General features: G+C 58.8%; 28 protein-coding genes and 1 tRNA gene. 19 read left to right on the top strand and 10 right to left on the bottom strand.

What is annotated here, in order from left to right; all coding sequences use genetic code 11:
* The first annotated feature begins 14 nt into the window (after positions 1-14).
* Genes rbsK through BMZ46_RS09830 form a run of 3 tightly spaced genes read left to right on the top strand, consistent with a single transcriptional unit; the run spans position 15 to position 2406 of the window.
* Positions 15-932: a ribokinase gene (gene rbsK / locus BMZ46_RS09840; protein WP_039771559.1), complete on the top strand. Its 918-nt coding sequence runs from the start codon at positions 15-17 to the stop codon at positions 930-932.
* Entirely contained in the window at positions 929-1333 is a 405-nt protein-coding gene (gene rbsD, locus BMZ46_RS09835; protein ID WP_039771558.1) for a D-ribose pyranase, read from the top strand. The genes rbsK and rbsD overlap by 4 nt, the downstream gene beginning before the upstream one ends.
* A gap of 44 nt (positions 1334-1377) precedes the next feature.
* Positions 1378-2406 (top strand): nucleoside hydrolase, encoded by a 1029-nt coding sequence (locus BMZ46_RS09830; RefSeq protein ID WP_039771556.1) that lies wholly within the window; start codon positions 1378-1380, stop codon positions 2404-2406.
* Positions 2407-2439: 33 nt separating this feature from the next.
* On the opposite strand, the gene BMZ46_RS09825 is transcribed toward BMZ46_RS09830, so the two are convergent.
* Entirely contained in the window at positions 2440-2652 is a 213-nt protein-coding gene (locus BMZ46_RS09825) for a hypothetical protein (RefSeq protein WP_039771555.1), read from the bottom strand.
* 128 nt (positions 2653-2780) lie between these two features.
* Here BMZ46_RS09825 and BMZ46_RS09820 point away from each other — a divergent pair, with 128 nt between their 5' ends.
* Both BMZ46_RS09820 and BMZ46_RS09815 read left to right on the top strand, forming a co-directional pair.
* Positions 2781-3086, top strand: coding sequence for a hypothetical protein (locus BMZ46_RS09820; protein WP_074687889.1), 306 nt, complete (start codon positions 2781-2783; stop codon positions 3084-3086).
* A 166-nt stretch (positions 3087-3252) separates the two neighbouring features.
* A complete protein-coding gene (locus BMZ46_RS09815) occupies positions 3253-3570 on the top strand; it encodes an I78 family peptidase inhibitor (RefSeq protein ID WP_039771553.1) in 318 nt (105 codons plus the stop codon).
* A gap of 72 nt (positions 3571-3642) precedes the next feature.
* Here the strand turns inward: BMZ46_RS09815 and BMZ46_RS09810 are convergent, their stop codons facing one another.
* Both BMZ46_RS09810 and BMZ46_RS09805 read right to left on the bottom strand, forming a co-directional pair.
* Positions 3643-3855 (bottom strand): cold-shock protein, encoded by a 213-nt coding sequence (locus BMZ46_RS09810; protein WP_007956027.1) that lies wholly within the window; start codon positions 3853-3855, stop codon positions 3643-3645.
* A 290-nt stretch (positions 3856-4145) separates the two neighbouring features.
* Complete coding sequence (locus BMZ46_RS09805; RefSeq protein ID WP_039771551.1) at positions 4146-4448, bottom strand: hypothetical protein; 303 nt, start codon at positions 4446-4448, stop codon at positions 4146-4148.
* A 372-nt stretch (positions 4449-4820) separates the two neighbouring features.
* Here BMZ46_RS09805 and thrS point away from each other — a divergent pair, with 372 nt between their 5' ends.
* The 9 genes from thrS (at position 4821) to BMZ46_RS09760 (ending at position 12276) form a co-directional block, all read left to right on the top strand.
* Positions 4821-6743, top strand: coding sequence for a threonine--tRNA ligase (thrS, locus tag BMZ46_RS09800; protein ID WP_039771550.1), 1923 nt, complete (start codon positions 4821-4823; stop codon positions 6741-6743).
* Positions 6743-7294, top strand: a complete 552-nt coding sequence (infC, locus tag BMZ46_RS09795; protein WP_169432615.1) for a translation initiation factor IF-3 — start codon at positions 6743-6745, stop codon at positions 7292-7294. The genes thrS and infC overlap by 1 nt, the downstream gene beginning before the upstream one ends.
* A 60-nt stretch (positions 7295-7354) precedes the next feature.
* Positions 7355-7549, top strand: coding sequence for a 50S ribosomal protein L35 (gene rpmI / locus BMZ46_RS09790; RefSeq protein WP_002553160.1), 195 nt, complete (start codon positions 7355-7357; stop codon positions 7547-7549).
* A 30-nt stretch (positions 7550-7579) separates the two neighbouring features.
* Complete coding sequence (rplT, locus tag BMZ46_RS09785; protein ID WP_002553161.1) at positions 7580-7936, top strand: 50S ribosomal protein L20; 357 nt, start codon at positions 7580-7582, stop codon at positions 7934-7936.
* A gap of 109 nt (positions 7937-8045) precedes the next feature.
* On the top strand, positions 8046-9062 hold the full coding sequence (gene pheS / locus BMZ46_RS09780; protein WP_011333387.1) for a phenylalanine--tRNA ligase subunit alpha: 1017 nt from the start codon (positions 8046-8048) through the stop codon (positions 9060-9062).
* Between the two features lie 26 nt (positions 9063-9088).
* Positions 9089-11467 (top strand): phenylalanine--tRNA ligase subunit beta, encoded by a 2379-nt coding sequence (gene pheT, locus BMZ46_RS09775; RefSeq protein ID WP_074687702.1) that lies wholly within the window; start codon positions 9089-9091, stop codon positions 11465-11467.
* A gap of 3 nt (positions 11468-11470) precedes the next feature.
* Positions 11471-11773: an integration host factor subunit alpha gene (gene ihfA, locus BMZ46_RS09770; RefSeq protein ID WP_002553164.1), complete on the top strand. Its 303-nt coding sequence runs from the start codon at positions 11471-11473 to the stop codon at positions 11771-11773.
* Positions 11754-12110, top strand: coding sequence for a MerR family transcriptional regulator (locus BMZ46_RS09765; RefSeq protein ID WP_003179985.1), 357 nt, complete (start codon positions 11754-11756; stop codon positions 12108-12110). Before ihfA ends, BMZ46_RS09765 begins: the two co-directional genes overlap by 20 nt.
* 89 nt (positions 12111-12199) lie before the next feature.
* Positions 12200-12276: transfer RNA gene (locus tag BMZ46_RS09760), tRNA-Pro, on the top strand.
* 88 nt (positions 12277-12364) lie between these two features.
* Here BMZ46_RS09760 and BMZ46_RS09755 read toward each other — a convergent pair.
* The 3 genes from BMZ46_RS09755 to rtcR all read right to left on the bottom strand — a co-directional run bounded on the left by BMZ46_RS09755 (position 12365) and on the right by rtcR (position 14566).
* Positions 12365-12622 carry a hypothetical protein gene (locus BMZ46_RS09755; protein ID WP_074687703.1) on the bottom strand — a complete coding sequence of 86 codons (258 nt, stop codon included), beginning with the start codon at positions 12620-12622 and terminating at the stop codon, positions 12365-12367.
* A gap of 94 nt (positions 12623-12716) precedes the next feature.
* Positions 12717-12884 carry a hypothetical protein gene (locus tag BMZ46_RS29310; protein ID WP_166742349.1) on the bottom strand — a complete coding sequence of 56 codons (168 nt, stop codon included), beginning with the start codon at positions 12882-12884 and terminating at the stop codon, positions 12717-12719.
* An 80-nt stretch (positions 12885-12964) separates the two neighbouring features.
* Positions 12965-14566: an RNA repair transcriptional activator RtcR gene (gene rtcR, locus BMZ46_RS09750; RefSeq protein ID WP_074687704.1), complete on the bottom strand. Its 1602-nt coding sequence runs from the start codon at positions 14564-14566 to the stop codon at positions 12965-12967.
* A gap of 205 nt (positions 14567-14771) precedes the next feature.
* Here rtcR and BMZ46_RS09745 point away from each other — a divergent pair, with 205 nt between their 5' ends.
* From BMZ46_RS09745 to BMZ46_RS09725, 5 genes are all read left to right on the top strand, one after another.
* Positions 14772-16319 (top strand): TROVE domain-containing protein, encoded by a 1548-nt coding sequence (locus tag BMZ46_RS09745; RefSeq protein ID WP_074687705.1) that lies wholly within the window; start codon positions 14772-14774, stop codon positions 16317-16319.
* Positions 16320-16558: 239 nt separating this feature from the next.
* Complete coding sequence (locus BMZ46_RS09740) at positions 16559-17785, top strand: RtcB family protein (RefSeq protein ID WP_074687890.1); 1227 nt, start codon at positions 16559-16561, stop codon at positions 17783-17785.
* A gap of 39 nt (positions 17786-17824) precedes the next feature.
* A complete protein-coding gene (locus BMZ46_RS09735) occupies positions 17825-18613 on the top strand; it encodes a nucleotidyltransferase domain-containing protein (RefSeq protein WP_039771545.1) in 789 nt (262 codons plus the stop codon).
* Between the two features lie 8 nt (positions 18614-18621).
* Entirely contained in the window at positions 18622-19653 is a 1032-nt protein-coding gene (rtcA, locus tag BMZ46_RS09730) for an RNA 3'-terminal phosphate cyclase (protein WP_074687706.1), read from the top strand.
* Between the two features lie 74 nt (positions 19654-19727).
* Complete coding sequence (locus BMZ46_RS09725) at positions 19728-20057, top strand: hypothetical protein (protein ID WP_039771542.1); 330 nt, start codon at positions 19728-19730, stop codon at positions 20055-20057.
* A 57-nt stretch (positions 20058-20114) separates the two neighbouring features.
* On the opposite strand, the gene BMZ46_RS09720 is transcribed toward BMZ46_RS09725, so the two are convergent.
* From BMZ46_RS09720 to BMZ46_RS09705, 4 genes are all read right to left on the bottom strand, one after another.
* Positions 20115-20528: a VOC family protein gene (locus BMZ46_RS09720; RefSeq protein ID WP_074687707.1), complete on the bottom strand. Its 414-nt coding sequence runs from the start codon at positions 20526-20528 to the stop codon at positions 20115-20117.
* Positions 20529-20688: 160 nt separating this feature from the next.
* Positions 20689-21579, bottom strand: coding sequence for an alpha/beta hydrolase (locus tag BMZ46_RS09715; RefSeq protein WP_254778398.1), 891 nt, complete (start codon positions 21577-21579; stop codon positions 20689-20691).
* 166 nt (positions 21580-21745) lie between these two features.
* A complete protein-coding gene (locus tag BMZ46_RS09710) occupies positions 21746-22744 on the bottom strand; it encodes an NAD(P)H-quinone oxidoreductase (RefSeq protein ID WP_074687709.1) in 999 nt (332 codons plus the stop codon).
* 63 nt (positions 22745-22807) lie between these two features.
* A complete protein-coding gene (locus tag BMZ46_RS09705; RefSeq protein ID WP_074687710.1) occupies positions 22808-24028 on the bottom strand; it encodes a YbfB/YjiJ family MFS transporter in 1221 nt (406 codons plus the stop codon).
* Positions 24029-24069 lie beyond the last annotated feature (41 nt).

The raw sequence follows: 24069 nt of genomic DNA, 5'->3' as shown, positions 1-24069 counted from the left end.
AAGAGTAGTGATGTATGTCCGCAAATGTAGTGGTAATAGGCAGCTTGAACATGGATCTGGTCACCCGGGCGCCGCGCTTGCCCCGGGGTGGTGAGACGCTGATCGGCCATTCCTTCGCGACCGTGTCCGGTGGCAAGGGCGCCAATCAGGCGGTGGCTGCTGCGCGGCTGGGTGCGAAAGTGTCGATGGTCGGCTGTGTCGGCAACGATGACTATGGCGTGCAATTGCGCGACGCGTTGCTGGCCGAGCAGATCGATTGTCAGGCGGTCAGCGTGGTGGAGGATTCCAGTGGCGTGGCGCTGATCGTGGTCGATGACAACAGTCAAAACGCGATTGTCATCGTGGCCGGCGCCAATGGTTCGATGACTCCGGCGGTTGTCGACCGGTTTGACGCCGTGCTGCAGGCTGCCGACGTGATCATTTGCCAGCTGGAAATCCCCGATGCCACGGTAGGCCATGCGCTGAAGCGCGGACGTGAACTGGGCAAGACGGTCATCCTTAACCCGGCGCCGGCCAGTCGCCCGCTGCCAACGGACTGGTTTGCTGCAATCGATTACCTTATTCCCAACGAGAGCGAGGCCGCCGCCCTCAGCGGTTTGCCGGTGGACTCATTGGAGACCGCTGAAAAAGCAGCAGCGCACCTGATGTCACTGGGCGCCGGCAAGGTCATCATCACGCTTGGGGCTCAAGGCTCATTGTTCGCCAACGGCACGGGTTACCGGCATTTTCCTGCACCCAAAGTGAAGGCTGTCGATACCACTGCCGCCGGGGATACGTTTGTCGGCGGATTTGCGGCTGCGCTGGCGACCGGCAAAACCGAGGACGAGGCCATTCGCTTCGGGCAGGTCGCTGCGGCCCTGTCGGTCACCCGGGCAGGTGCCCAGCCCTCCATTCCTACCACCTCCGACGTACAGGCATTCAAACCCGCATGAAAAAGACTCCTTTGCTCAATGTCGCCCTTTCGCGGCTGATTGCTTCCCTCGGCCACGGCGACATGGTCGTGATCGGCGATGCCGGCCTGCCGGTACCGCCGGGTGTCGAGTTGATCGACCTGGCGTTGACGCACGGCGTGCCGGATTTCGTCAGCACCCTGAAAGTCGTGCTCAGCGAGATGCAGGTGGAAAGCCACGCACTGGCCAAGGAGATTTTCGACAAGCAACCGACTGCGCTGCCCACGCTGGACGAGCTGAATGACGAAGGCTCGCTCGGGCGTCGCGATTTGCTCAGTCACGAGCAATTCAAGGTACTCAGCCGACAGGCACGAGCGATTGTTCGTACGGGTGAATGTCAGCCGTACTGCAACATCGTGCTGGTGGCCGGTGTTACGTTCTAAACAGGGTTCGCCCCTTTTGATTTCATCTGCACAAGGAATGCGCCATGCACCGCTATGCTCAAAAAATGCATCAATTGATTCGGAGTCTGCTGCTTTTGTCCGTGATAACCGCGACCGGCGCCCAGGCGGCGGAAAAGATCGACCTGATCATCGACACCGACCCTGGCGCCGATGACGTGGTCGCCCTGTTGTTTGCCCTGGCCTCCCCGGAGGATTTGAACATTCGTGCGTTGACCACCGTCGCTGGCAACGTGCGTCTGGACAAGACTTCGCGCAATGCGCGGTTGGCCCGTGAGTGGGCAGGGCGGGAAGAGATTCCGGTGTACGCCGGCGCGCCAAAACCGTTGATGCGCACGCCGATCTACGCCGAAAACATCCATGGCAAGGAAGGCCTGTCGGGTGTCACCGTGCACGAACCGAAAAAAGGCCTGGCCGAGGGCAATGCTGTCAACTACCTGATCGACACCCTGAAAAAAGCCAAGCCACACAGTATCACTATTGCGATGCTCGGCCCGCAGACCAACCTGGCCCTGGCGCTGATCCAGGAGCCGGAGATTGTTCAGGGAATCAAGGAAGTAGTGATCATGGGGGGCGCCCACTTCAATGGCGGCAATATCACGCCAGTGGCCGAGTTCAATCTGTACGCCGACCCGCAAGCCGCGGAGGTGGTGCTCAAAAGCGGCGTGAAACTGACTTACCTGCCGCTGGACGTGACCCACAAGATCCTGACCAGTGACGCGCGCCTGAAGCAGATCGCGGCGCTGAACAACAATGCGAGCAAGATTGTTGGCGACATCCTCAACGAGTACATCAAAGGGGATATGGAGCACTACGGCATTCCGGGTGGCCCGGTGCATGACGCCACTGTCGTGGCTTACCTGCTCAAGCCTGAGCTGTTCACGGGGCGTTCGGTGAATGTGGTGGTCGACAGCCGTGAAGGCCCGACCTTCGGCCAGACCATTGTCGACTGGTATGACGGCCTGAAGGCGCCGAAGAACGCTTTCTGGGTGGAGAGCGGTGACGCCCAGGGCTTCTTCGACCTGCTGACCGAGCGTCTCAAGCGTCTGAAGTAAGCGATACGCCCGCAGGTGCCAGCTTGCGGGCTTTTACTCCCTCTCGGTGTCCGATGCCCCTTTGATGTCATCGGGATATTTCTCGAACAGTTGGGCAATGAATGACTGCGCGCCCTGGGTTCCCAGCGACTTCACCAGCAAATCGATAGTGATCAATGCCAATTCCTCCGGACTGCCCGGACTATAGGAACTGTGCCCTTGTGGCCAGGTGGCCTTGATGTCGGCGCTAATGCTTACGGTGGTCATGGCAAGGCTCGGTCGCGAGATCGGATTTTTGAGTTAACCATTTTGTCGAGCGTTTGGCACTGCGACTTAGGCATGAGCGCAGGGCTATGCGACACTTGGTCGTTTCCGCAGAAAACAAGGATTGCGCTGTGCAGATCGATCTGAATAGCCCCGATGGCCTGACCGTTGATGCTGTCCGCCGGATGCTGGCGTCGGCCAGTGATGACGAACATACCCAACTGCGCGTGACCAAGGGCGGGATTGCCTATATCTCTTCGGGTGTCACTGGCGGCCAGGACATCGATGGCCTGCTGTTTCGCTTGGAGACCTGGGCAAAAGGCTCGGGGTATGTGGGAAATGTCGCGGCCAGCGACGAAGTCTGGGTCATGCAGATTTTCAATGCGCTCAAAGACAATTGGCCGAATCCGCCTTACGACTACATTGATGTCTATTGAGCCTTATTAATATTCAGTGACGTTTTACGGGGTGAGATTTCAGGCGTTGCTCAGGCACACTCGGCGTTTTTCCGATCGTGGGGCAGGGGGATGGTTCTCACCGTGAAACCAAACGCCGTATTGGCGGTCGCACGATCTCTGCTCAAAATTGAAATAAGGAGGCTTCATGCCTTGGAAATTCGCGTCACTGGGTGCACTGATGACCGTTGCTGTGTTGGCGGGTTGCAGCACAACCTCCAGTGAGTCGCAAAAGGATCCAGTGACGACTGAGGCCGGCCTTGGTCGTTGTGAGGCGTCGGCAGCGGAATTCGCTCTCGGCAAGAAAGCTTCGCCGGAGCTGTTGGAGCAGGCACGCAAAAAAGCCGGTGCGCAGAACGCCCGGTTCCTCAAGCCCAATGACATGATTACTTTGGAGTACCGCTCTGATCGCCTCAACCTGAATACCGATCAGAACCTGGTGGTCACCCGCGTCAACTGCGGCTGAATCTGTCGAGCTTTTGTATCACCCATAAAAAACCCCGTCACATGGACGGGGTTTTTTTAGTGCGCCGGGAAATTACTCTGGGCGAACTTGTGCAGCTTGCATACCCTTTTGGCCTTTCTCAGCCACGAAGGAGACGGTTTGGCCTTCTTTCAGGCTTTTGAAACCGTCAGTTTCGATAGCTTTGAAGTGTACGAACAGGTCGTCACCGCCACCTTGAGGAGTGATGAAGCCGAAGCCTTTTTCATCGTTGAACCATTTAACGGTGCCGGTTTGGCGATTAGACATGGTGTATCTCCAAGAAACATATATTTTCAGTAGTACTGTGCTGCTCAGGCCAACTGGGCACACCGGGGTATCATAGTCGAAATGTTCGCTTTGGTAGCCCCCCGGACGTGCTGTTTGCCAATCAGTCGTGTTTTCTTTACTGCCTGTTTCGGCTGGAGGCCCCGGTTTAAAAGGCTTTTCGCGAAAAGTAAAGACAATAAAAAAACCTGTAAAACCTGCATAAATCGTACGAAAAGGCCTGAATCAGATGCCTTTCAGCGGGGCTGGGGGCAGTGAAAAGGCCTGTTTCATCATTTTTTCGCCGGGACGTTGGCCTTGCATTTGGCAATTTGCCCCAGAGCTTTTTGTTGCAGCTCAGGCGTGGCCTTGTTGTCCATCAATGACTGAATGTCGCTGGCCGGATAAGACTTGATGGCATCGGCACCGCACGCGCAGTGGGATTTTGCGGCAGCGGCACCGATTTGCGGAGTGGCCGCCTGGGTGCACTGAGCCATGTATTTCTCACGCTCGCCCTTTGGCCAGTCGGCGTGGGCGCTCAGCGGCAGCAGCAAAACGAGGGGGGCGACTGCAGCAAGCAGGGTATTAAGACGCATGCGAGGATGCTCCTTGTGGGTCAATGTCTTGTTATCTGAGGGCCCAAAGGCCGATCAAGTTCAGCACTCTGGCATAAAACAGACGATTTGCCTCTTGGTAAAAACCAGAGTGCATCGGTGACCATTCATCTGTGCTAGCATGCCTGGCTCGGGCGTTCGCAGGCTCCGGATGACCTTCAGTCCCGGTTGCGGCCGCGCACGAATTTTCTGATTTGAATCCCAGTCACTCTGGTTCGGTTTTCCGGTTGGCCGCAAGGCTCCTGCCGCTGTAAGGCAGGCGTTCGTCATTGAATGGCCTGGACCGGATCTTGTACTGGCTCATCCCAACCCACGTGACCTTTGGTAGGGGTCACCACTAGGAGAGGAGGCGCCATGCCAACTATTACTCTTCCCGACGGCAGTCAACGTTCATTCGATCACCCGGTTTCCGTAGCCGAGGTCGCCGCATCCATCGGTGCAGGCCTGGCCAAGGCCACCCTGGCCGGCAAGGTGAACGGCAAGCTGGTTGACGCTAGCGACATCATCGACAGCGACGCAACGCTGCAAATCATCACGCCAAAGGATGAAGAGGGGCTGGAGATCATTCGCCACTCTTGCGCCCACCTGGTCGGCCATGCGGTCAAGCAGCTGTATCCGACTGCAAAAATGGTCATCGGGCCGGTCATCGACGAAGGTTTCTATTACGACATCGCCTTCGAGCGTCCTTTTACTCCGGACGACATGGCGGCCATCGAACAGCGCATGCAGCAGCTTATCGATACAGAATATGACGTGATCAAGAAAGTCACTCCGCGTGCCGAAGTGATCGAAGTGTTCAAGGCCCGTGGCGAAGACTACAAGCTGCGCCTGGTCGAAGACATGCCGAACGAGCAGGCCATGGGCCTGTACTACCACGAAGAATACGTCGACATGTGCCGCGGTCCGCACGTGCCGAACACACGCTTCCTGAAATCCTTCAAGCTTACCAAGCTGTCCGGCGCCTACTGGCGCGGTGATGCCAAGAACGAGCAATTGCAGCGCGTTTATGGCACCGCGTGGGCAGACAAGAAGCAACTGGCTGCTTACATCCAGCGTATCGAAGAAGCTGAAAAGCGCGATCACCGCAAGATCGGCAAGCGCCTGGGCCTGTTCCATACACAGGAAGAAGCGCCGGGCATGGTGTTCTGGCACCCGAATGGCTGGACGTTGTACCAGGTACTCGAGCAGTACATGCGCAAGGTGCAGCGCGACAATGGCTATCTTGAAATCAAGACGCCGCAAGTCGTTGATCGTAGCCTGTGGGAAAAGTCCGGGCACTGGGCCAACTACGCCGACAACATGTTCACTACCGAGTCGGAAAGCCGCGACTACGCCATCAAACCGATGAACTGCCCGTGCCACGTGCAGGTGTTCAATCAGGGCCTGAAGAGCTACCGCGAGTTGCCGATGCGCTTGGCCGAATTCGGTGCCTGCCACCGTAACGAGCCATCGGGTGCGCTGCACGGCATCATGCGTGTGCGTGCGTTTACCCAGGATGACGCCCACATCTTCTGCACCGAAGAGCAGATGCAGGCTGAATCCGCTGCGTTCATCAAGCTGACCATGGATGTTTACCGTGACTTCGGCTTCACCGATGTCGAGATGAAGCTGTCCACTCGTCCGGAAAAGCGCGTTGGTTCCGACGAGCTGTGGGATCGCGCCGAAGCAGCCCTCGCTGCAGCCCTTGATAGCGCTGGCCTGCCATACGATCTGCAGCCGGGTGAGGGTGCGTTCTACGGTCCGAAGATTGAATTCTCGCTGAAAGATTGCCTCGGCCGCGTGTGGCAGTGTGGTACCTTGCAGCTCGATTTCAACCTGCCTGTGCGTCTGGGAGCCGAATACGTCTCCGAAGACAATAGCCGCAAGCACCCGGTGATGTTGCACCGTGCGATCCTCGGTTCGTTCGAGCGTTTCGTCGGGATTCTGATCGAGCACTACGAAGGTGCATTCCCTGCGTGGCTGGCGCCAACCCAGGCAGTGATCATGAATATCACTGATAAACAGGCAGATTTCGTCGCTCAGGTCGAAAAAACTCTCAACGAAAGCGGGTTTCGTGCCAAGTCCGACTTGAGAAATGAAAAGATCGGCTTTAAAATCCGCGAGCATACTTTGCTCAAGGTTCCATATCTCTTGGTTATTGGGGATAAGGAAGTCGAGATGCAGACTGTCGCTGTGCGTACTCGTGAAGGTGCTGACCTGGGCTCGATGCCCGTCGCCCAGTTCGCTGAGTTTCTCGCGCAAGCGGTTTCCCGGCGTGGTCGCCCAGATTCGGAGTAATTATTATTAAGCGTGAAATGAGACAAGATAAACGAGCTGCACCGAAAGCCCCGATCAACGAGAATATCTCGGCACGCGAGGTTCGGTTAATTGGCGCTGATGGCGAGCAGATTGGCATCGTCTCGATTGATGAAGCGCTTCGTATTGCTGAAGAAGCCAAGCTTGATCTGGTAGAAATCTCTGCCGACGCAGTCCCACCGGTTTGCCGGGTGATGGACTACGGCAAATCGATCTTCGAAAAGAAGAAGCAGATTGCTGCGGCGAAGAAGAACCAGAAGCAGATTCAGGTAAAAGAAATCAAGTTTCGTCCAGGGACGGAGGAAGGGGATTACCAGGTAAAACTGCGCAACCTGGTACGTTTCCTGAGTGACGGGGACAGGGCCAAGGTATCCTTGCGATTCCGCGGCCGTGAGATGGCCCACCAGGAGCTGGGGATGGAACTCCTCAAGCGGGTTGAACAAGACCTGCTCGAGTACGGTTCGGTCGAACAGCATCCTAAGATGGAAGGACGCCAGCTGATCATGGTCATCGCCCCGAAAAAGAAGAAGTAATCAACAGGGCACGGCAGGCCTTCTGATTATGTTTATCAACTGAATGCGGAGTATCCGAACATGCCAAAGATGAAAACCAAAAGTGGTGCTGCTAAGCGGTTTCTGAAAACTGCTAACGGTATCAAGCACAAGCACGCTTTCAAGAGCCACATCCTGACCAAAATGTCGACCAAGCGTAAGCGTCAACTGCGCGGTAGCAGCTTGCTGCATCCGTCTGACGTGGCAAAAGTCGAGCGCATGCTGCGCCTTCGTTAATTTTTGGATCAAGAATAGAGGAAGTAACTCATGGCTCGTGTAAAGCGTGGCGTCATTGCCCGTAAACGTCACAAAAAAATTCTGAAACTTGCTAAAGGCTACTACGGCGCACGCTCCCGCGTATTCCGTGTTGCCAAGCAAGCGGTAATCAAGGCAGGCCAATACGCCTACCGTGACCGTCGTCAGAAAAAACGTCAGTTCCGCGCTCTGTGGATCGCTCGTATCAACGCTGGTGCTCGTGTTAACGGTCTGTCCTACAGCCGATTCATCGCCGGCCTGAAAAAAGCGTCCATCGAGATCGACCGTAAGGTTCTGGCTGATCTGGCAGTGAACGAAAAAGCGGCGTTTGCTGCGATTGTCGAGAAAGCTAAAGCCACCTTGGCTTAAGTACCCCCGACAGTCACCCGGCCTCACCTCTGTGGGGTCAGGTGTTAAACGTCATAAATAGGGGAAGAGCCTTCAAGCTCTTCCCCTATTTTGTATCTGGAGTCTGTACATGGAAAACCTGGATGCGCTGGTCTCTCAAGCACTAGAGGCTGTGCAAAGCGCTGAAGATATCAATGCCCTGGAGCAAATCCGGGTTCAATACCTTGGCAAAAAAGGTGAATTGACTCAGGTGATGAAGACCCTGGGGAATTTGCCGGCAGAAGAGCGTCCGCAAGTCGGCGCCCTGATCAACGTTGCCAAGGAGCGTGTTACAGGCGTTCTCAATGCGCGCATGGCTTTGTTTGAGGAAGCCGAACTGGCTGCCAAACTGTCTGCCGAATCCATTGACGTGACCCTGCCGGGCCGTGGTCAGACCTCCGGTGGTCTGCATCCGGTAACCCGGACTCTGGAACGTATCGAACAGTTCTTCACCCATATCGGCTACGGCATCGCCGAAGGCCCTGAGGTCGAAGACGACTATCACAACTTCGAGGCGCTCAACATCCCAGGCCACCACCCGGCCCGGTCGATGCATGACACCTTCTATTTCAACGCCAACATGTTGCTGCGCACCCATACCTCGCCGGTACAGGTCCGCACCATGGAATCGAAAAAGCCGCCGATCCGCATCGTCTGCCCAGGTCGTGTGTACCGCAGCGACTCCGATATCACCCACTCGCCGATGTTCCACCAGGTCGAAGGCCTGCTGGTCGATCGCGATATCAACTTCGCCGACCTCAAAGGCACGATCGAAGAGTTCCTGCGGGTGTTCTTCGAAAAAGAACTGGCCGTGCGTTTCCGTCCTTCGTACTTCCCGTTCACCGAGCCTTCCGCCGAAGTCGACATGGAATGCGTGATGTGCAGCGGTAAAGGCTGCCGCGTCTGCAAACAGACCGGCTGGCTGGAAGTGATGGGCTGCGGAATGGTTCACCCGAACGTGTTGCGCATGTCCGGGATCGATCCGGAAGAGTTCTCGGGCTTTGCCTTCGGCATGGGCGTTGAGCGTCTGGCCATGCTGCGTTACGGCGTGAACGACTTGCGTCTGTTCTTCGACAACGACTTGCGGTTCCTCGCGCAATTTCGCTAGTCGTAACGAATTCTTAGGAGAGCAGGATGAAATTCAGTGAACAATGGCTGCGTGGCTGGGTCAGCCCGCAGGTAGATCGCGACGCGCTGGTTGCCCGTCTGTCGATGGCCGGTCTTGAGGTCGATAGCGTTACGCCGGCCGCCGGTGTTTTCAGTGGCGTGGTGGTGGGCGAGGTGCTGAGCACCGAGCAGCACCCCGATGCCGACAAATTGCGCGTTTGCCAGGTCAGCAATGGCGCGGAAACTTTCCAGGTCGTGTGCGGTGCGCCAAACGTGCGTCCGGGCCTGAAGATTCCGTTCGCGATGATCGGTGCCGAACTGCCGGGCGACTTCAAGATCAAGAAGGCCAAGCTGCGCGGCGTCGAGTCCAACGGCATGCTGTGCTCGCAAGCCGAACTTCAGATCGGCGAAGGCAATGACGGTCTGATGGAGCTGCCGGCTGATGCGCCGGTGGGCGAAGATTTCCGTGTTTATCTGGACCTGGAAGACGCCAGCATCGAAGTCGACCTGACTCCGAACCGTGGCGACTGTCTGTCTCTGGCTGGTCTGGCTCGTGAAGTCGGCGCGCTGTACGACGCTCCGGTCACTCGCCCGGTGGTGATGACCGTTCCTGCGGTGCACGACGAAGTGCGCTCGGTAGAGGTTCTGGCACCTGCCGCGTGCCCGCGTTATCTGGGTCGTGTCATTCGCAACGTTGATCTGTCCAAGCCGACGCCGCTGTGGATGGTTGAGCGTCTGCGTCGCGCTGAAGTGCGCAGCATCGATGCCGCAGTCGACATCACCAACTACGTAATGCTCGAACTGGGTCAGCCGCTGCACGCTTTCGATCTCGCCGAAATCAATGGCGGCATCCGGGTGCGCATGGCGGAAGAGGGTGAGAAGCTCGTGCTGCTCGACGGTCAGGAAGTCAGCCTGCGTAGCGATACGCTGGTGATCGCCGACCACAGTCGCGCTCTGGCGATTGCCGGCGTGATGGGTGGCGAGCACAGCGGTGTATCCGCGACCACTCGCGATGTATTCCTTGAGAGTGCGTTCTTCGACCAGATCGCTGTGGCGGGCAAGGCTCGTTCCTACGGTCTGCACACCGATGCTTCGCACCGCTACGAGCGCGGTGTGGACTGGCAACTGGCCCGTGAAGCCATGGAGCGCGCCACTGGCCTGCTGCTGGAAATCACCGGTGGCGAAGCTGGCCCGATCATCGAGACCGTCAGCGAGCAGCACCTGCCGTCGATCGCGCCGATCACTCTGCGTGCGCAGCGCATTACCCAGATGCTGGGCATGGAAATGGATTTCGCCGAAGTCGAGCGTCTGCTCAGCGCTTTGGGTCTGAAGGTTTCCGCCGACGGAGCAGGGCAGTGGCGCGTAGAAGTGCCGAGCCATCGCTTCGATATCAGCCTGGAAGTCGATCTGATCGAAGAGCTGGCACGTCTGTACGGTTACAACCGCCTGCCGGTTCGTTACCCGCAAGCTCGTCTGGCGCCACAGGCCAAGGCCGAAGCGCGCAGCGATCTGCCGGAACTGCGTCGTCTGCTGGTCGCTCGTGGTTATCAGGAAGCAATCACTTACAGTTTCATCGATCCGAAGCAGTTCGAGCTGTTCAACCCGGGCGTTGAGCCGCTGCTGTTGGCGAACCCGATCTCCAATGACATGGCCGCCATGCGTTCGTCGCTGTGGCCGGGTCTGGTCAAGGCGCTGCAGCACAACCTCAACCGTCAGCAGGATCGCGTTCGTCTGTTCGAGAGCGGTCTGCGCTTTGTAGGTCAGCTGGAAGGTCTGAAACAAGAGCCGATGATCGCCGGTGTGGTGTGCGGCAGCCGTCTGCCGGAAGGCTGGGCGCAAGGTCGCGACACCGTTGACTTCTTCGACGTCAAGGCTGACGTAGAAGCGGTGCTGGGCTTTGCTGGTGCGCTGGACCAGTTCACTTTTGCACCGGGTAAACATCCTGCACTGCATCCTGGTCAGACCGCACGCATCGAGCGGGAAGGGCGTGAAGTCGGCTTTATCGGCGCGATTCATCCTGAGTTGTCGAAATCCCTGGGTCTCGACCGTCCGGTCTTCGTCTTCGAGCTGATTCTGGCTGAAGTCGCTTTGGGTAAAATGCCGAAATTCCATGAGTTGTCGCGCTTTCCTGAAGTGCGTCGTGACCTGGCACTGATTGCGCACAAAGACGTCGCAGCCTCGGCTGTACTGGACGTAATCCGTGAAAATGCAGGCGAATGGCTGACAGACCTCAGGCTATTTGACGTGTATCAGGGTAAAGGCATTGATCCTGATAGAAAAAGCCTTGCAGTCGGCTTGACCTGGCAGCATCCATCGCGCACTCTTAATGACGATGAGGTGAATTCGACGACGCAAAATATCCTCACCTCGCTCGAACAAAGGTTGAACGCCACGTTAAGGAAGTGACGTATGGGGGCTTTGACGAAAGCTGAGATGGCGGAACGTCTGTATGAAGAGCTGGGCCTGAACAAGCGGGAAGCCAAGGAATTGGTGGAGCTGTTTTTCGAGGAAATCAGGCACGCTCTCGAAGACAACGAGCAGGTCAAATTGTCGGGTTTCGGCAATTTCGACCTTCGGGACAAACGCCAGCGGCCTGGCCGCAACCCGAAAACGGGGGAAGAAATCCCGATCACGGCTCGCCGTGTGGTCACCTTTCGTCCAGGGCAGAAGTTGAAGGCCCGAGTTGAGGCTTATGCTGGAACCAAGTCATAACGACGAACTACCCGTCATCCCGGGCAAACGCTACTTCACCATCGGTGAAGTCAGCGAGCTGTGTGCGGTAAAACCACACGTGCTGCGCTATTGGGAGCAGGAGTTTCCTCAGCTCAACCCCGTCAAACGCCGCGGAAACCGCCGGTATTATCAGCGACAGGACGTGCTGATGATCCGGCAGATCCGCGCGCTCCTTTACGATCAGGGGTTCACCATCGGCGGCGCACGTCTGCGTCTGTCCGGCGATGAAGCCAAAGACGACACCACCCAATACAAGCAAATGATCCGCCAGATGATCGCCGAGCTCGAAGACGTTCTGGTGGTTCTCAAGAAATAATTTCCTGCTTTTAAATACTTCCAGTTTTCAAAAGCTTGCGATATATTCTTGAGCGTTCTTCGAGACGAAGAGCGAGTTTCACGCCTAGTCGGGGCGTAGCGCAGTCCGGTAGCGCACTAGCATGGGGTGCTAGGGGTCGAGTGTTCGAATCACTCCGTCCCGACCATTATTCCTGAGTAAAATCAGACATTTAAGCCGATCACCTGGATCGGCTTTTTTGTGCCCGCGAAAAATTGCTGTTGCAGCAAAACCGTTCAAGGTTTCTTTTGTTCAACTCCATCCTTCGACCCGCTGGATGTTTGTGCATCCTTCTCTGTCTCGTGGGACTCTGCACCGGAGTTCGACCCCGAGGCTTCTTCACCCTTTTTATCGGCCTTGTCTTCCTTGGATTCGGTGCCTCCCTGATTGACCCCTGGAATTCCGGTAGGCGGTACGCTGCTTCCCGCCATCGCCAGCGGTGCGGTGGCAGATAAAAGACTTCCAAGCATGAGGGCTGCAATGGTTCTGTTCATCGTCGGGGCTTCCGCGTCAGGTGAATAGAGTTTGGAAGTTCTGACTCGGGGTAAAGTGCCGGTCAACTGACGGGCGGGAACTCATAGCTATTCTTCACGCACGCCCGCTATAGATGTGGTTCAGCAAGAACAGCTCGATGATCGCCACAAAGACGCAGGTCACGACAAATCCGCGGGTGAAGACTCTGCGAGGCTTTTGGCCGGACGTCTGGAAGCCGTCAAGAATCGATAGCAGGTTTGAAAAAAAATCCAGTAAGTCCATCCGTTTTTGTCCTTCGTTCGGTGCCGGTATCGCGGTGCGGCGCAGTTTATCTCATCGACTCAATTGGTCACGGTCATGTTTCACTGCTCACGCAACTGGCTCCATTCAATGCCGAACCGTCCGAGGTACTTCCTCAATCGGTCCGCATCATTGGGCTGCGCCTTCGCCTGTCGCGACACACCGAACAGTCGCCTGCCAGCATCCGACAAGCTGTCTGCCTGTCTACAAACCTCAAGCACTGCTTTCAATTGCAATCGATCAAACAGATCCAGCGTCTCGGCATCGCCCGGCAAGTCATTCGTCATCCCGGCCGGTTGCGCCAGGCCCCACGCATACCGCAGCCGATCAATTTCCTCCTCGACCTGCGCTTCATCGATTCGCCCGCTGTCGGCCAGCGTCGCCATGCGCGTGATCGAGGCCGAAAGCTCGCGGAAGTTGCCCAGCCACGCAGCTTCCCTTGAGCTGGCGAAACTCAGGTAGCGCCGTCGGGCTTCAAGGTTGAAGCGCACCAGTTGGCCGTGTTCGCGAGCATGGCGTTCGAGCTCGAAATCGATGTTGGGTTCGATGTCTTCGCGGCGACCCGCCAGGCCCGGCAGGTCGAACGTCCAGAGGTTGATCCGTGCGTAGAGATCTTCCCTGAACAGACCTTCGGCGACGCGACTGCGCAGGTCGCGGTGGGTGCCGGCGATGATCAGGAAGTCGCTGTCGACCTCCTTGTCCGAGCCCAGCGGGAAGAAGCGCTTCTCTTCTATGGCCTTGAGCAGCATGGCTTGTTCGTCCGCGCCCAGCTCGCCGATCTCGTCGAGAAACAACATGCCGCCGTCAGCGGCCCGCAGCAGACCATCGCGGGCGTTTTGCGCGCCGGTAAAGGCGCCTTTGACGTGGCCGAACAGCGCGGACATTGCCCCATCGCCACGCAGGGTAGCGCAGTTCACTTCAACGAAACGCCCCTGCATTTGATGGCGACTGCGTTTGAGCTCGTAGATACGTCGGGCGAGAAAGGACTTGCCGGCGCCGGTCGGGCCGATCAGCAGCATCGGCGCTTTCGAGCGCACGGCCACGCGTTCGATCTGCTCGATCGAGCGGTTGAATGCGGTGTTGCGGGTGGCGATGCCGGACTTGAGAAACTCCAGGCCTTCCAGACGTCTGTGGGTGAAGCGTGAAGCAATCCGGTCGTAGCGCGACAGATCCAGGTCGATCAGGGCGTGGGTGCCGGTGGCCGGTTCTTCTTCGCTCTTGCGGCGGGCGGGGGAGGTCTGGATCAGGCGCGCGGGCAGGTAGCGCGCCTCGGTCAGCAAGAACCAGCAGATCTGCGCGACGTGGGTCCCCGTGGTGATGTGCACCAGATAGTCCTCACGCTCGGTATCGAAGGTGTACTCGGAGGTGAAGTCGTGGAGTGCGCCGTAGACCTCTTCGAAATCCCAGGGGTTGCGCAACGCCATCGGGTGCAGGCGCACTTCCGTGCCCGGAGACACCTGACGGATGTCCTCGCGAATGCGTTCGGCCAGGCTCGCGTCCCGTGCATCTGTGCCGTGTATCAGTTCCAGGCGATGGATCAATACGTCCGGTTGCTGGCACAGGCCCACGCTAGGCCGCCAATGGTTCCAGCGGTTGGCGCCTTTGCCTACTCGATCGAGGGTGGCGCCGATGAAACCGATGGCGACGGTGCGCTTGCTGGACATTGATTATCCTGAAAGATAAATGACGATATCGAATGATAGTGTTCTAGGGCTTTATTTGTCGTGATGAAAATCAGGTCACGCTCGTTAAAAAAATAAAAACGTTATAAATCAAATAGATAACAATATTTCACGATGGTCGTCAAAAATTGGCACAGCGGCTGCAATACCTCTCGCAACGAACAGGACAACACAGCGAGACGCCACGATGGCCAACTTCAACCTCTTCAATACGCAATCGAAAAACCTGCCGGCGTGCGACACCTTGAATGCTTCCCGAGCCGCGTCTTATGCCTATACGCCCAAGCATCAACTGGCCCAGTTGGCAGTCACCGGTTGCCTGAATTCGACCTTTTACGCATCCGCGCAAAGTCAGTTGGATCAGGTTTTGAAGCTGGTGGCGGAGCTGGACAGCCGTTTCGTGGCAAATGCCGCTCTTTACGCCCGTCAAAAGGGTCATATGAAAGACATGCCGGCGTTGTTGCTGGCAGCGCTGACGGCTCAGCGTTCGGCGCTGGTGCCGGAGGTGTTCGGGCAGGTCGTGGACAGCGGCAAGATGCTGCGCAACTTCGTGCAGATCCTGCGCAGTGGCGCCACCGGTCGCCGCTCCCTCGGTTCTCAACCCAAGCGTCTGGTGCAGAACTGGCTGAACAGCGCGACCGAGCGACAGCTGTTGCAGGCATCGATCGGCAATCAGCCTTCGCTGGCGGATGTGGTGAAGATGGTTCACCCAAAACCGTCCGAGGCTTGGCGCGAAGCATTTTTTGCCTGGGTGATCGGCAAGCCGGTGGATGCACAGGCGTTGCCCGCACTGACTCGCGATTTGCTGGCCTTTCGCAGCGGTGCGAGTGATCAAGTGCCTGAAGTGCCGTTTCAATTGCTCGGTAACGAAACATTGAGCAAGGAGCAATGGGCGGCTCAGGCACGAAACATGGGCTGGCATGGCCTGCGTATCAACCTTAATACGCTGGCGCGCCACGGTGCTTTTGAAGTACCGGGTTGCACCGAATACGTGGCCGTGCGGTTGGCGGATCCTGAAGCGGTCGCTAAAGCGCGGGTGTATCCGTACCAGTTGCTGGCGGCGTACAGGATGGTCGGCGATGACGTGCCGGCGCTGATTCGCGAGGCTTTGCAGGATGCGCTGGAGCTGTCGTTGACCAATGTGCCGAAGCTTCCGGGTGCGGTGGTGGTTTGCCCGGATGTTTCCGGCTCGATGGGCAGCCCGCTGACCGGTTACCGTCAGGGCGCGACCACGGCGGTGCGCTGCATCGATGTGGCGGCGTTGATTACGGCGGCGGTGTTGCGCAAACAACCGACGGCGCGGGTGATGCCGTTCGAATGGAAGGTGGTGGATATCACTCTCAACCCGCGCGACAGTGTGATCAGTAATGCCGAAAAGCTTGCGGGCATTTTCGGCGGCGGAACCTGCTGCTCGGCGCCGTTGAAGAAGCTGGCGGACAGCAAGGCCAGGGTCGATACGCTGATCATGGTGTCGGACAACGAATCCTGGATCGATGCGCGACGCCAGGGCGCCAGCGAGACGATGCTGCAATGGGAACGGATAAAGCGCATCAACCCCCAGGCACGCCTGATTTGCATTGACCTGCAACCGGGTTGGGCGACACCGGCGGCGGATCGTGAAGACATCCTGAATGTCGGCGGTTTCAGTGATGCGGTGTTCGATGTGATCGACCAGTTCACCACCGGCCGATACGGACCACAGCATTGGGTCGAAGCGATTGAACGCATGGGGTGAGGCAATGAGCCGCCCAAAGAATTGATTTGTCACGGGCACTGAATGCCGGTGGGACTACATCCAAGACGTCCCACCAAACCCTTGTCAGTGCGCGTGACGGCACGAATGCCGATGGCTGTACATTTGAGGCCGGCTAACCCCGGTGCGCGGCAACGCGCAACAGTCATCAACCTTTGTCGTGCCACCTTTTTTTGAATCTGCCGGCGACTGCCGGTGGGACTACTTGAAGAATCGAGATGATGAAAGAACACACTTACCAACTGCTGGAAGTCGCCAACGGCAAACCGATCAAGCTCTGGACCGAAGGCGTCCCGGTGGAAAACGAAGCGCGCGAGCAGTTGATGAACACGGCGAAGATGCCCTTCATCTTCAAGCACCTGGCGGTCATGCCGGACGTCCATCTGGGCAAGGGCTCGACCATCGGCAGCGTGATTCCAACGGTCGGCGCGATCATCCCGGCAGCGGTCGGGGTGGACATCGGTTGCGGCATGATTGCCGCGCGAACCTCGCTGACTGCGGCCGATCTGCCGGACAATCTGCATGGCCTGCGCAGTGCCATCGAGCAAGCGGTGCCTCATGGCCGCAGTTCGACCCGGTCGCGCCGTGACAAAGGCGCCTGGGACGAAGTCCCGCAACAGGCCGATCAGGCCTGGGCGGCGTTGAATCCACGGTTCAAGGCGATCACCGACAAGTACCCGAAACTGGCCAACACCAACAACCGCGGACACCTCGGAACATTGGGCAGCGGTAACCACTTCATCGAAGTGTGCCTGGATGAGGCCAACCGGGTCTGGTTCATGTTGCACAGCGGCTCGCGCGGTGTCGGCAACGCCATCGGTAACCTGTTCATCCAGATGGCCCAGGCGGATATGCGTCAGCACATCGCCAACCTGCCGGATCGTGACCTGGCGTACTTCGAAGAAGGCAGCCGGCATTTTGATGACTACGTGGAAGCCGTGGGCTGGGCCCAGGATTTCGCCAAGCAGAACCGTGCGCTGATGATGCAAGCGGTGATTCAGGCCACGCGGCAGATCATCCGCAAGCCATTCGACGTCGCGCTGGAAGCGGTGAACTGCCACCACAACTACGTGCAGAAAGAGCGGCATTTCGGCGAGGACATTCTGGTCACCCGCAAAGGCGCGGTGTCAGCGAAGAAGGGCGAGTTGGGGATCATTCCCGGTTCGATGGGCGCCAAGAGTTTCATCGTGCGCGGTCTGGGCAACGAAGAATCGTTTTGCTCCTGCAGCCACGGTGCCGGTCGAACCATGAGCCGAACCAAGGCCAAAAACACCTTCACCGTCGAAGACCAGATCCGCGCCACCGCGCACGTTGAATGCCGCAAGGACGCTGCGGTGATCGATGAAATTCCGATGGCCTACAAGGACATCGACAAAGTCATGCACGCCCAGCGTGAGCTGGTTGAAGTGCTGCACACCCTGCGTCAGGTGGTGTGCGTCAAGGGATAACGCGTGCCGCAAGGCACGCCGGAACAAGGATTGAAGGACATGAAATTCGAAGAACGTCACCCGCTGTGCAGCGCCATGCGCGCCCGGGTGCTGGAAGAACTGGCGCGCATAGAACGCGAACGCAATGTCACGGTGCTGTATGCCTGCGAATCGGGCAGCCGGGCCTGGGGTTTTGCCTCGCCGGACAGTGATTACGATGTGCGCTTCGTTTATGTGGAGAAACCGGAGTGGTTCGTCCAGGTCGATACGCCAAGTGATGTGATCGAGCGGCCGCTGGATGACGAGCTGGATGTCAGTGGCTGGGAACTGCGCAAAACCCTCGGGCTGTTGCGCAAATCCAACCCGACCTTGCTCGAATGGCTCGACTCACCGCTGGTTTATCGCAGCGAGACTGCAGCGGTTTCTCAGCTGCGGGCACTGGCCGAGGCGTTCTACAGCCCGCCAGCCGCGCGCAATCATTACCTGTCGATGGCGAAGAAGACCTTCCGTGGTTATCTGCAAGGCGAAAGCGTGCGGTTCAAGAAGTACTTCTATGTACTGCGGCCCCTGCTGGCGGTGCGCTGGATCGATCAGGGACGGGGTCGGCCGCCGATGACGTTCAGCGATCTGCTGAGCACCGTCGATGACCGGGCCTTGCTCGATGAAGTCGATGAATTGCTTGCGCTCAAGCGCAATGCCGACGAAAGCGCTTACGGTCCTCGTCGTCCGGCGCTGCATGCGTTCATCGAGGAGGAACTTGAGCGTGTGGTGCCGACATTGCCCCGAACCCGGGAGGATTCGCGCCAGCTCAATCAATTCCTGCGGGAAACCGTTGGTTTGTACGCCTAAGGAAAAAAATGAAACAGGACGTGATTGAACTGGACGGCGCCATCGGCGGTGGCCAGGTGTTGCGCAGTGCGCTGAGTCTGTCGATGGTGACGGGCCAGGCGTTTCGAATAGAGCGGATTCGGGCCCGTCGCAGTCGTCCGGGCCTGTTGCGCCAGCATCTGACCGCCGTGATGGCGGCGGCGCAGGTCTGCGGTGCGAAGGTCCAGGGGGCTGAACTGGGCTCGCAGACATTGAGCTTCGAGCCAGGGCCGATCCGTGGCGGCGATTATCGCCTTGCCATTGGCACCGCCGGCAGTTGCACCCTGGTGTTGCAAACCTTGCTGCCCGCCTTGTTACTGGCGCCGCAAGCCAGCCGCGTGCGGATCAGCGGCGGCACGCATAATCCGCTGGCACCACCGACCGATTTTCTCAGCCGCAGCTGGCTGCCGCTGCTGCGACGCATGGGCGCGGAGGTTGAACTGACGTTGCTGCGCCACGGGTTTGTACCGGCGGGTGGCGGTGAAATCGACGTCAGGGTGCAACCATCGAAACTGTCAGCACTGCACTTGTGTGAGCGCGGTTTGCCGCTTTCGCAACAGGCGTTTGCGCTGACGGCGGGACTGGCGCCGAGTGTCGGTGTCCGCGAGCTCGAAAGGGTGGCCCAGCGATTGAACATGGTGTCAGCAGAATTGAACACCGTCATCCTTGATCCGGCATGTGGACCGGGCAATGTGCTGCTGCTGGAATATGCGTTTGAACACGTCACCGAGGTTTTCAGCGCTTTCGGTCAAGCCTCACTGCGTGCGGAGAAGGTGGCGGACGCCGCGATCGATCAAGCGACCGATTGGTTGCACAGCGGTGCGGCGGTAGCGGAGCATCTGGCTGATCAACTGCTGTTGCCGATGGTGCTGGCCGGAGGTGGATCGTTTACCACGCCCAGGATGACCGAGCATTTGCACAGCAACATCTCGGTGATCGAGCGGTTTGTACCGATCCACGTCCAGTGCCAGGAAGAAGGCGCAGACCGGTTAAAGGTTGAAGTTCGCGCTCGGGAGCAATAGGCGGCAAATTGCTGGCCCCCGAAAGCTTTCAGTCCCGGCAAACTCGCCTTTTTTCAAAAGGTTAGGTGGGCTATATGCGGACGATTGTCATCACCGTAGCAACGCTTTCCCTCGCTCTGTTCGCGTTGGAGGCCCAGGCCAGGGAACTGAGCAAGAGCCATCGTTTTGCGTGTGCCTGGGGCTCGGACATCGCGGCCGGCGCGCAACAATCGAAGTTGTCAGGGATTTCCCTGTATGGCGCGCGCAAGCGCTTGCAGGCACGCAAGTTTCAGCAACCGTGGATGCGCATGACCGCCATGGGCATTACCGAGCAGACCTATGACAGCGCGTCGCGCCTCAAGCCGGCGGCCGTCAAGCAAACCTACTACGAGCAGTGCGTTCGCCATGAACTGGCCCAGCGTTGAACGAAAAAGCCCGACCTGAAGAGGTCGGGCTTTTTCATGTCCGCTGCAATGACAGCGTCACTTGTCACTTTCGCAATTGACCATCCACGACACGCCAAAACGATCCACCAACATGCCAAAGCGCGCTGCCCAGAAGGTGGCTTCCAGCGGCATGTCGACGCGACCGTCCCTGGCCAGGGCGTTAAATACCCGTTCGGCCTCGGCGATGCTGTCGACATTCAGGGAAATCGAGCAACCGCTCATGCCTTGGGTCGGGCGATCGGGGGTGGTGTCCGAAGCCATGAGCATTTGATCGCCGACTTTCAGGCAGGTGTGGATGATCAGGTTGTGATGCTCTTTCGGTACATGTTCGGCGGCCGGGGTTTCGCCGAAGGTCATCATCGCTTCGAGCTTGCCTTGCAGGCATTGCTCGTAAAACGTGAAGGCAGCGCGGCAGTCGCCGTTGAAGATCAGGTACGGGTTGATTTTCATGGGTGTGCTCCCGAATAGGCAGTGGAACGCTGCGCGGCCGGGTGTGCCGAAGCAGCGTCATGGATGGACTCCCTCCAGCAAAGCGTTAGAACGCCGGATTGCCAGCCGATGCTGCAAGAATTTCCTTTCGGGGTGACCGATGGTCTGCGGGGGAGGGGCGTCAGGAGTCGCGCGGGTTTTTCTGTACCACAGCGCCCGCCACTCGGGCGGCAGGTCGGGTCTGCATCAGCGCATCAATCGCTTTGCGATAGTTCTGTCCGCCGAGCGCCATGCTGTTGTTGTGGGTTGCGCCGGGCACCAGCAGCAGGCGTTTCGGCTGCCGGGCGGCGGCGAACAGCTGTTCGCTGAAGCGTGACGGCACGAAGGCGTCGGCCAGACCGTGCACCACCAGCAAGGGCATGTGGATCTCGGCGATCTTGTCGATGGAGTCGAATTTCTGCGACAACAGCCAGCGTACCGGAAGGGAGGTGTTGGCCACGGCTGCCGCTACATCCGCCAGGGAGGTAAACGTGGATTCGATGACCAGCCCGCGCACCGGCAGTGGGGTGTGATTTCTGGCGGCATCGCGACCGAGTTCGGCAGCCAGATCGATGGCGACCGCGCCGCCCAGCGAGTGCCCGTAGATCAGGCGTTTGTTCGGGTCAGGTTGCAACAGCTGGAAGCGTTCCCACGCCACCCTGGCATCCTCGTACACCGTGCTTTCCGACGGCAGGTCGCCGTGGCTCTGGCCGAAGCCGCGATAGTCGATGGCCAGTACCGAATAACCTGCTGCGCGCAATTGTTCGATACGAAACAGTTGCCCGGTGAGGTTCCAGCGCACGCCGTGCAGATAGAGGATGGCCGGTGCATCGGCGCGCTCCGCCGGCCACCACCAGGCGTGAATGTTCTGCCCGGCCTTGAAGCTTTTCGGTTGCAGGTCGAGTTCCTGCACGCTGCCGGGCAATCCGTGATACCAGCCGGCGGTGCCCGGTTCGATGCGAAACAACAGCTTGCGTTCGGTGTGTTCCAGCACGGCACAACTCGCCGGCACGCCGATGATCAGGGCAGCCATGCAGGCGAACGCCAGACGGCGGCGTCGAAGTCGGGTCATGAAGGCAAGGAACACTAAACGTTTCACCAAGGCGCGGACAAAGAACGCTTTTTACCAGATGCCTTGACCCGCGCGTGACATTTTCGACCACCGCAAGCCTGCAACGATTACAAAATGCTGCAACGACTCAATCGATCTTCAGCACGATCTTGCCGATGTGGTCGCCCGCTTCCATGTGCGCATGGGCCTTGGCTGCGTCGGCGAGCGGGTAGACCTTGTCGATGATCGGCAGGCAACGCCCGGCAGCCAGCGCCGGCCAGACGTGTTCGCGCAATTGATCGGCGATGGCGGCTTTTTCCGCCGAGGTACGGGCACGCAGGAGGGAACCGGTGACCACCGCACGCTTGCCGAGGATCGCCAGCAGATCGATGTCATTGGCCCGCGCGCCACCGAGGAAACCGATCATTACCAACCGCCCATCCATTCCCAAGGCGCTGATGTTCCCGTTGAGGTACGAGCCGCCCATGATGTCGAGGATCACATTGACGCCCTGGCCGGCGGTTTTCTCGGCGATGACCGCGGCGAACTCCTGTTCCCGGTAGTTGATTGCTTCGCCGCCCAGATTGCGGATCGCTGCACATTTGTCGGCGCTGCCGGCGGTGGCGAAAGCTTCGATGCCAAACTCGCGGCACAGCATCAACGCGGTGGTGCCGATGCCGCTGGTGCCGCCGTGGATCAAGACGCGCTGGCCACGGCTGGCGCCGCCGAGGCCGAACAGGTTGGCCCATACGGTGAAAAAGGTTTCCGGAATGGCCGCTGCCTGAATCCAGTCCAGTCCATCGGGGATCGGCAAGACCTGGCCCGCCGGAACCGCGCAGTATTCGGCGTAACCGCCGCCATTGGTCAGCGCACACACCCGGTCACCCACCGCGAATGTGCTGACGCCATTGCCGACCGCCACGACTTCACCCGCCACTTCAAGGCCCGGGATCGGGTTCATGCCGGGTTTCATCGGGTACTTGCCGGCGCGTTGCAGGGCGTCCGGGCGATTGACGCCGGCGGCGTGCACACGGATCAGCACTTCGCCTTCTGCGACGACCGGCAGCGGCACGCGTCGGGATTGCAGAACCTCGGGCCCGCCCGGTTCGGTGATTTCGATTCGGGTCATTTCAGTGGGCAACGTCATTTTCGATTCCTCTTGAAAAAGTGATCAGTAGATGGGAACGCAGTCAGGGCGCAATGATTCCCGTCATTCGGCGCAGCAGCGTTGTTCGACGGAGGAGGGCAGCAATTTCATGGCGTGCTCAAGTATCAGCGCGATCACGATGGCACCGCCGGCAATCACGAAGAGCAGCGCATGTTGTCCGCCCGTGGCGTTGAACAGCGCCGAATAGGCGAAGCCCGCCAGCGCCTGAAACGTGGCGAACGACACCGTGGCCCGGCTCCACGCCACCTGTTGGCGATGGTGATCCGGCACCAGCTCATGCACCCGGGCCAGTGCCAGCGGCACAATGCCCGGCGGAAATGAACCAAGGATCACCGCCAGCAGCGCCAACGCCAGGAACGAATGTGAAACCGCCAGCAAACCCAGGGTGATCGCCTGCACCACCAGCACCAGACGAATGCCGGCCCGCGCGCCAAGATGATCGGCGAGGAAGCCATAACTCACCGGGCCGACGATGGCGCCCAGGCCGTACATGACCCAGATCAGCGCGCCGACGTGCGCCCCGGCGCCCAGGCCACGGGCGACGTAATCCACCAGGAAAACCATGGCCGGCACCAGCCCGGCGGCCATGAATGCGTATTGGGCAAACAGCAGATAAACAGCAGGCGGTGTCGGCTCGACCGGTTCCACCTGAGCCGTTGCGGTGGTTGCATGGGGCAGCTCCGAGGGCCAGCCGAACCAGCTCAATGCCGTCAGTGCCAGCGACAAAGCGCCCAATCCCAGCCAGGTCGCCTGCAGGCCAAGGCTCAACAGCAGCGGAACAATCGTGCCCGATCCGGCGATGCCCAGACCGATGCCGAGGAAAATCGCCCCGCTGGCCAGGCCTTTGCGCGCGGCCGGTACATGGGGCAATACAGTCGCAGCCACCAGCACCATGATCGCGCCGCCTGCGATCCCGGACAGCAGGCGCCAGCCGAAATACCAGCTCACCGACACGGGATACGCACAGGCAAAAAACGCCACGGTCACCGCCAGCATCATCAGTCGCAAGGCATTTCTCTGGGTGAGCCGGCGTGCCAGCGGTCGGCCGAGGAGGGCGCCGATCAGGTAACCGACCAGGTTGGCCGCGCCGAGATAGACCACATCATGGGCGGAAAACCACTGCGCCTGAATCAGCGAAGGGATCAGCGGTGTGTAGGCGAAACGTGCCAGACCGATGCTGACCAGGCTGGCGCAGAGGCCGGCGAAGATCGCCAGCCAGACACTTGTGTCCGGACGTTCGGGCGAAGCAGTTGAAGTGTGCATGACGGCAATCCTTTGAAAGGTTTATGGCGCCCAGCATATCG

Source organism: Pseudomonas sp. NFIX49 (genome assembly GCF_900115915.1).
Taxonomy (GTDB): Bacteria; Pseudomonadota; Gammaproteobacteria; order Pseudomonadales; family Pseudomonadaceae; genus Aquipseudomonas; species Aquipseudomonas pharyngis.
Note: the sequence above shows the minus strand (reverse complement) of the source record. Positions and strands in the feature narration are given on the sequence as shown.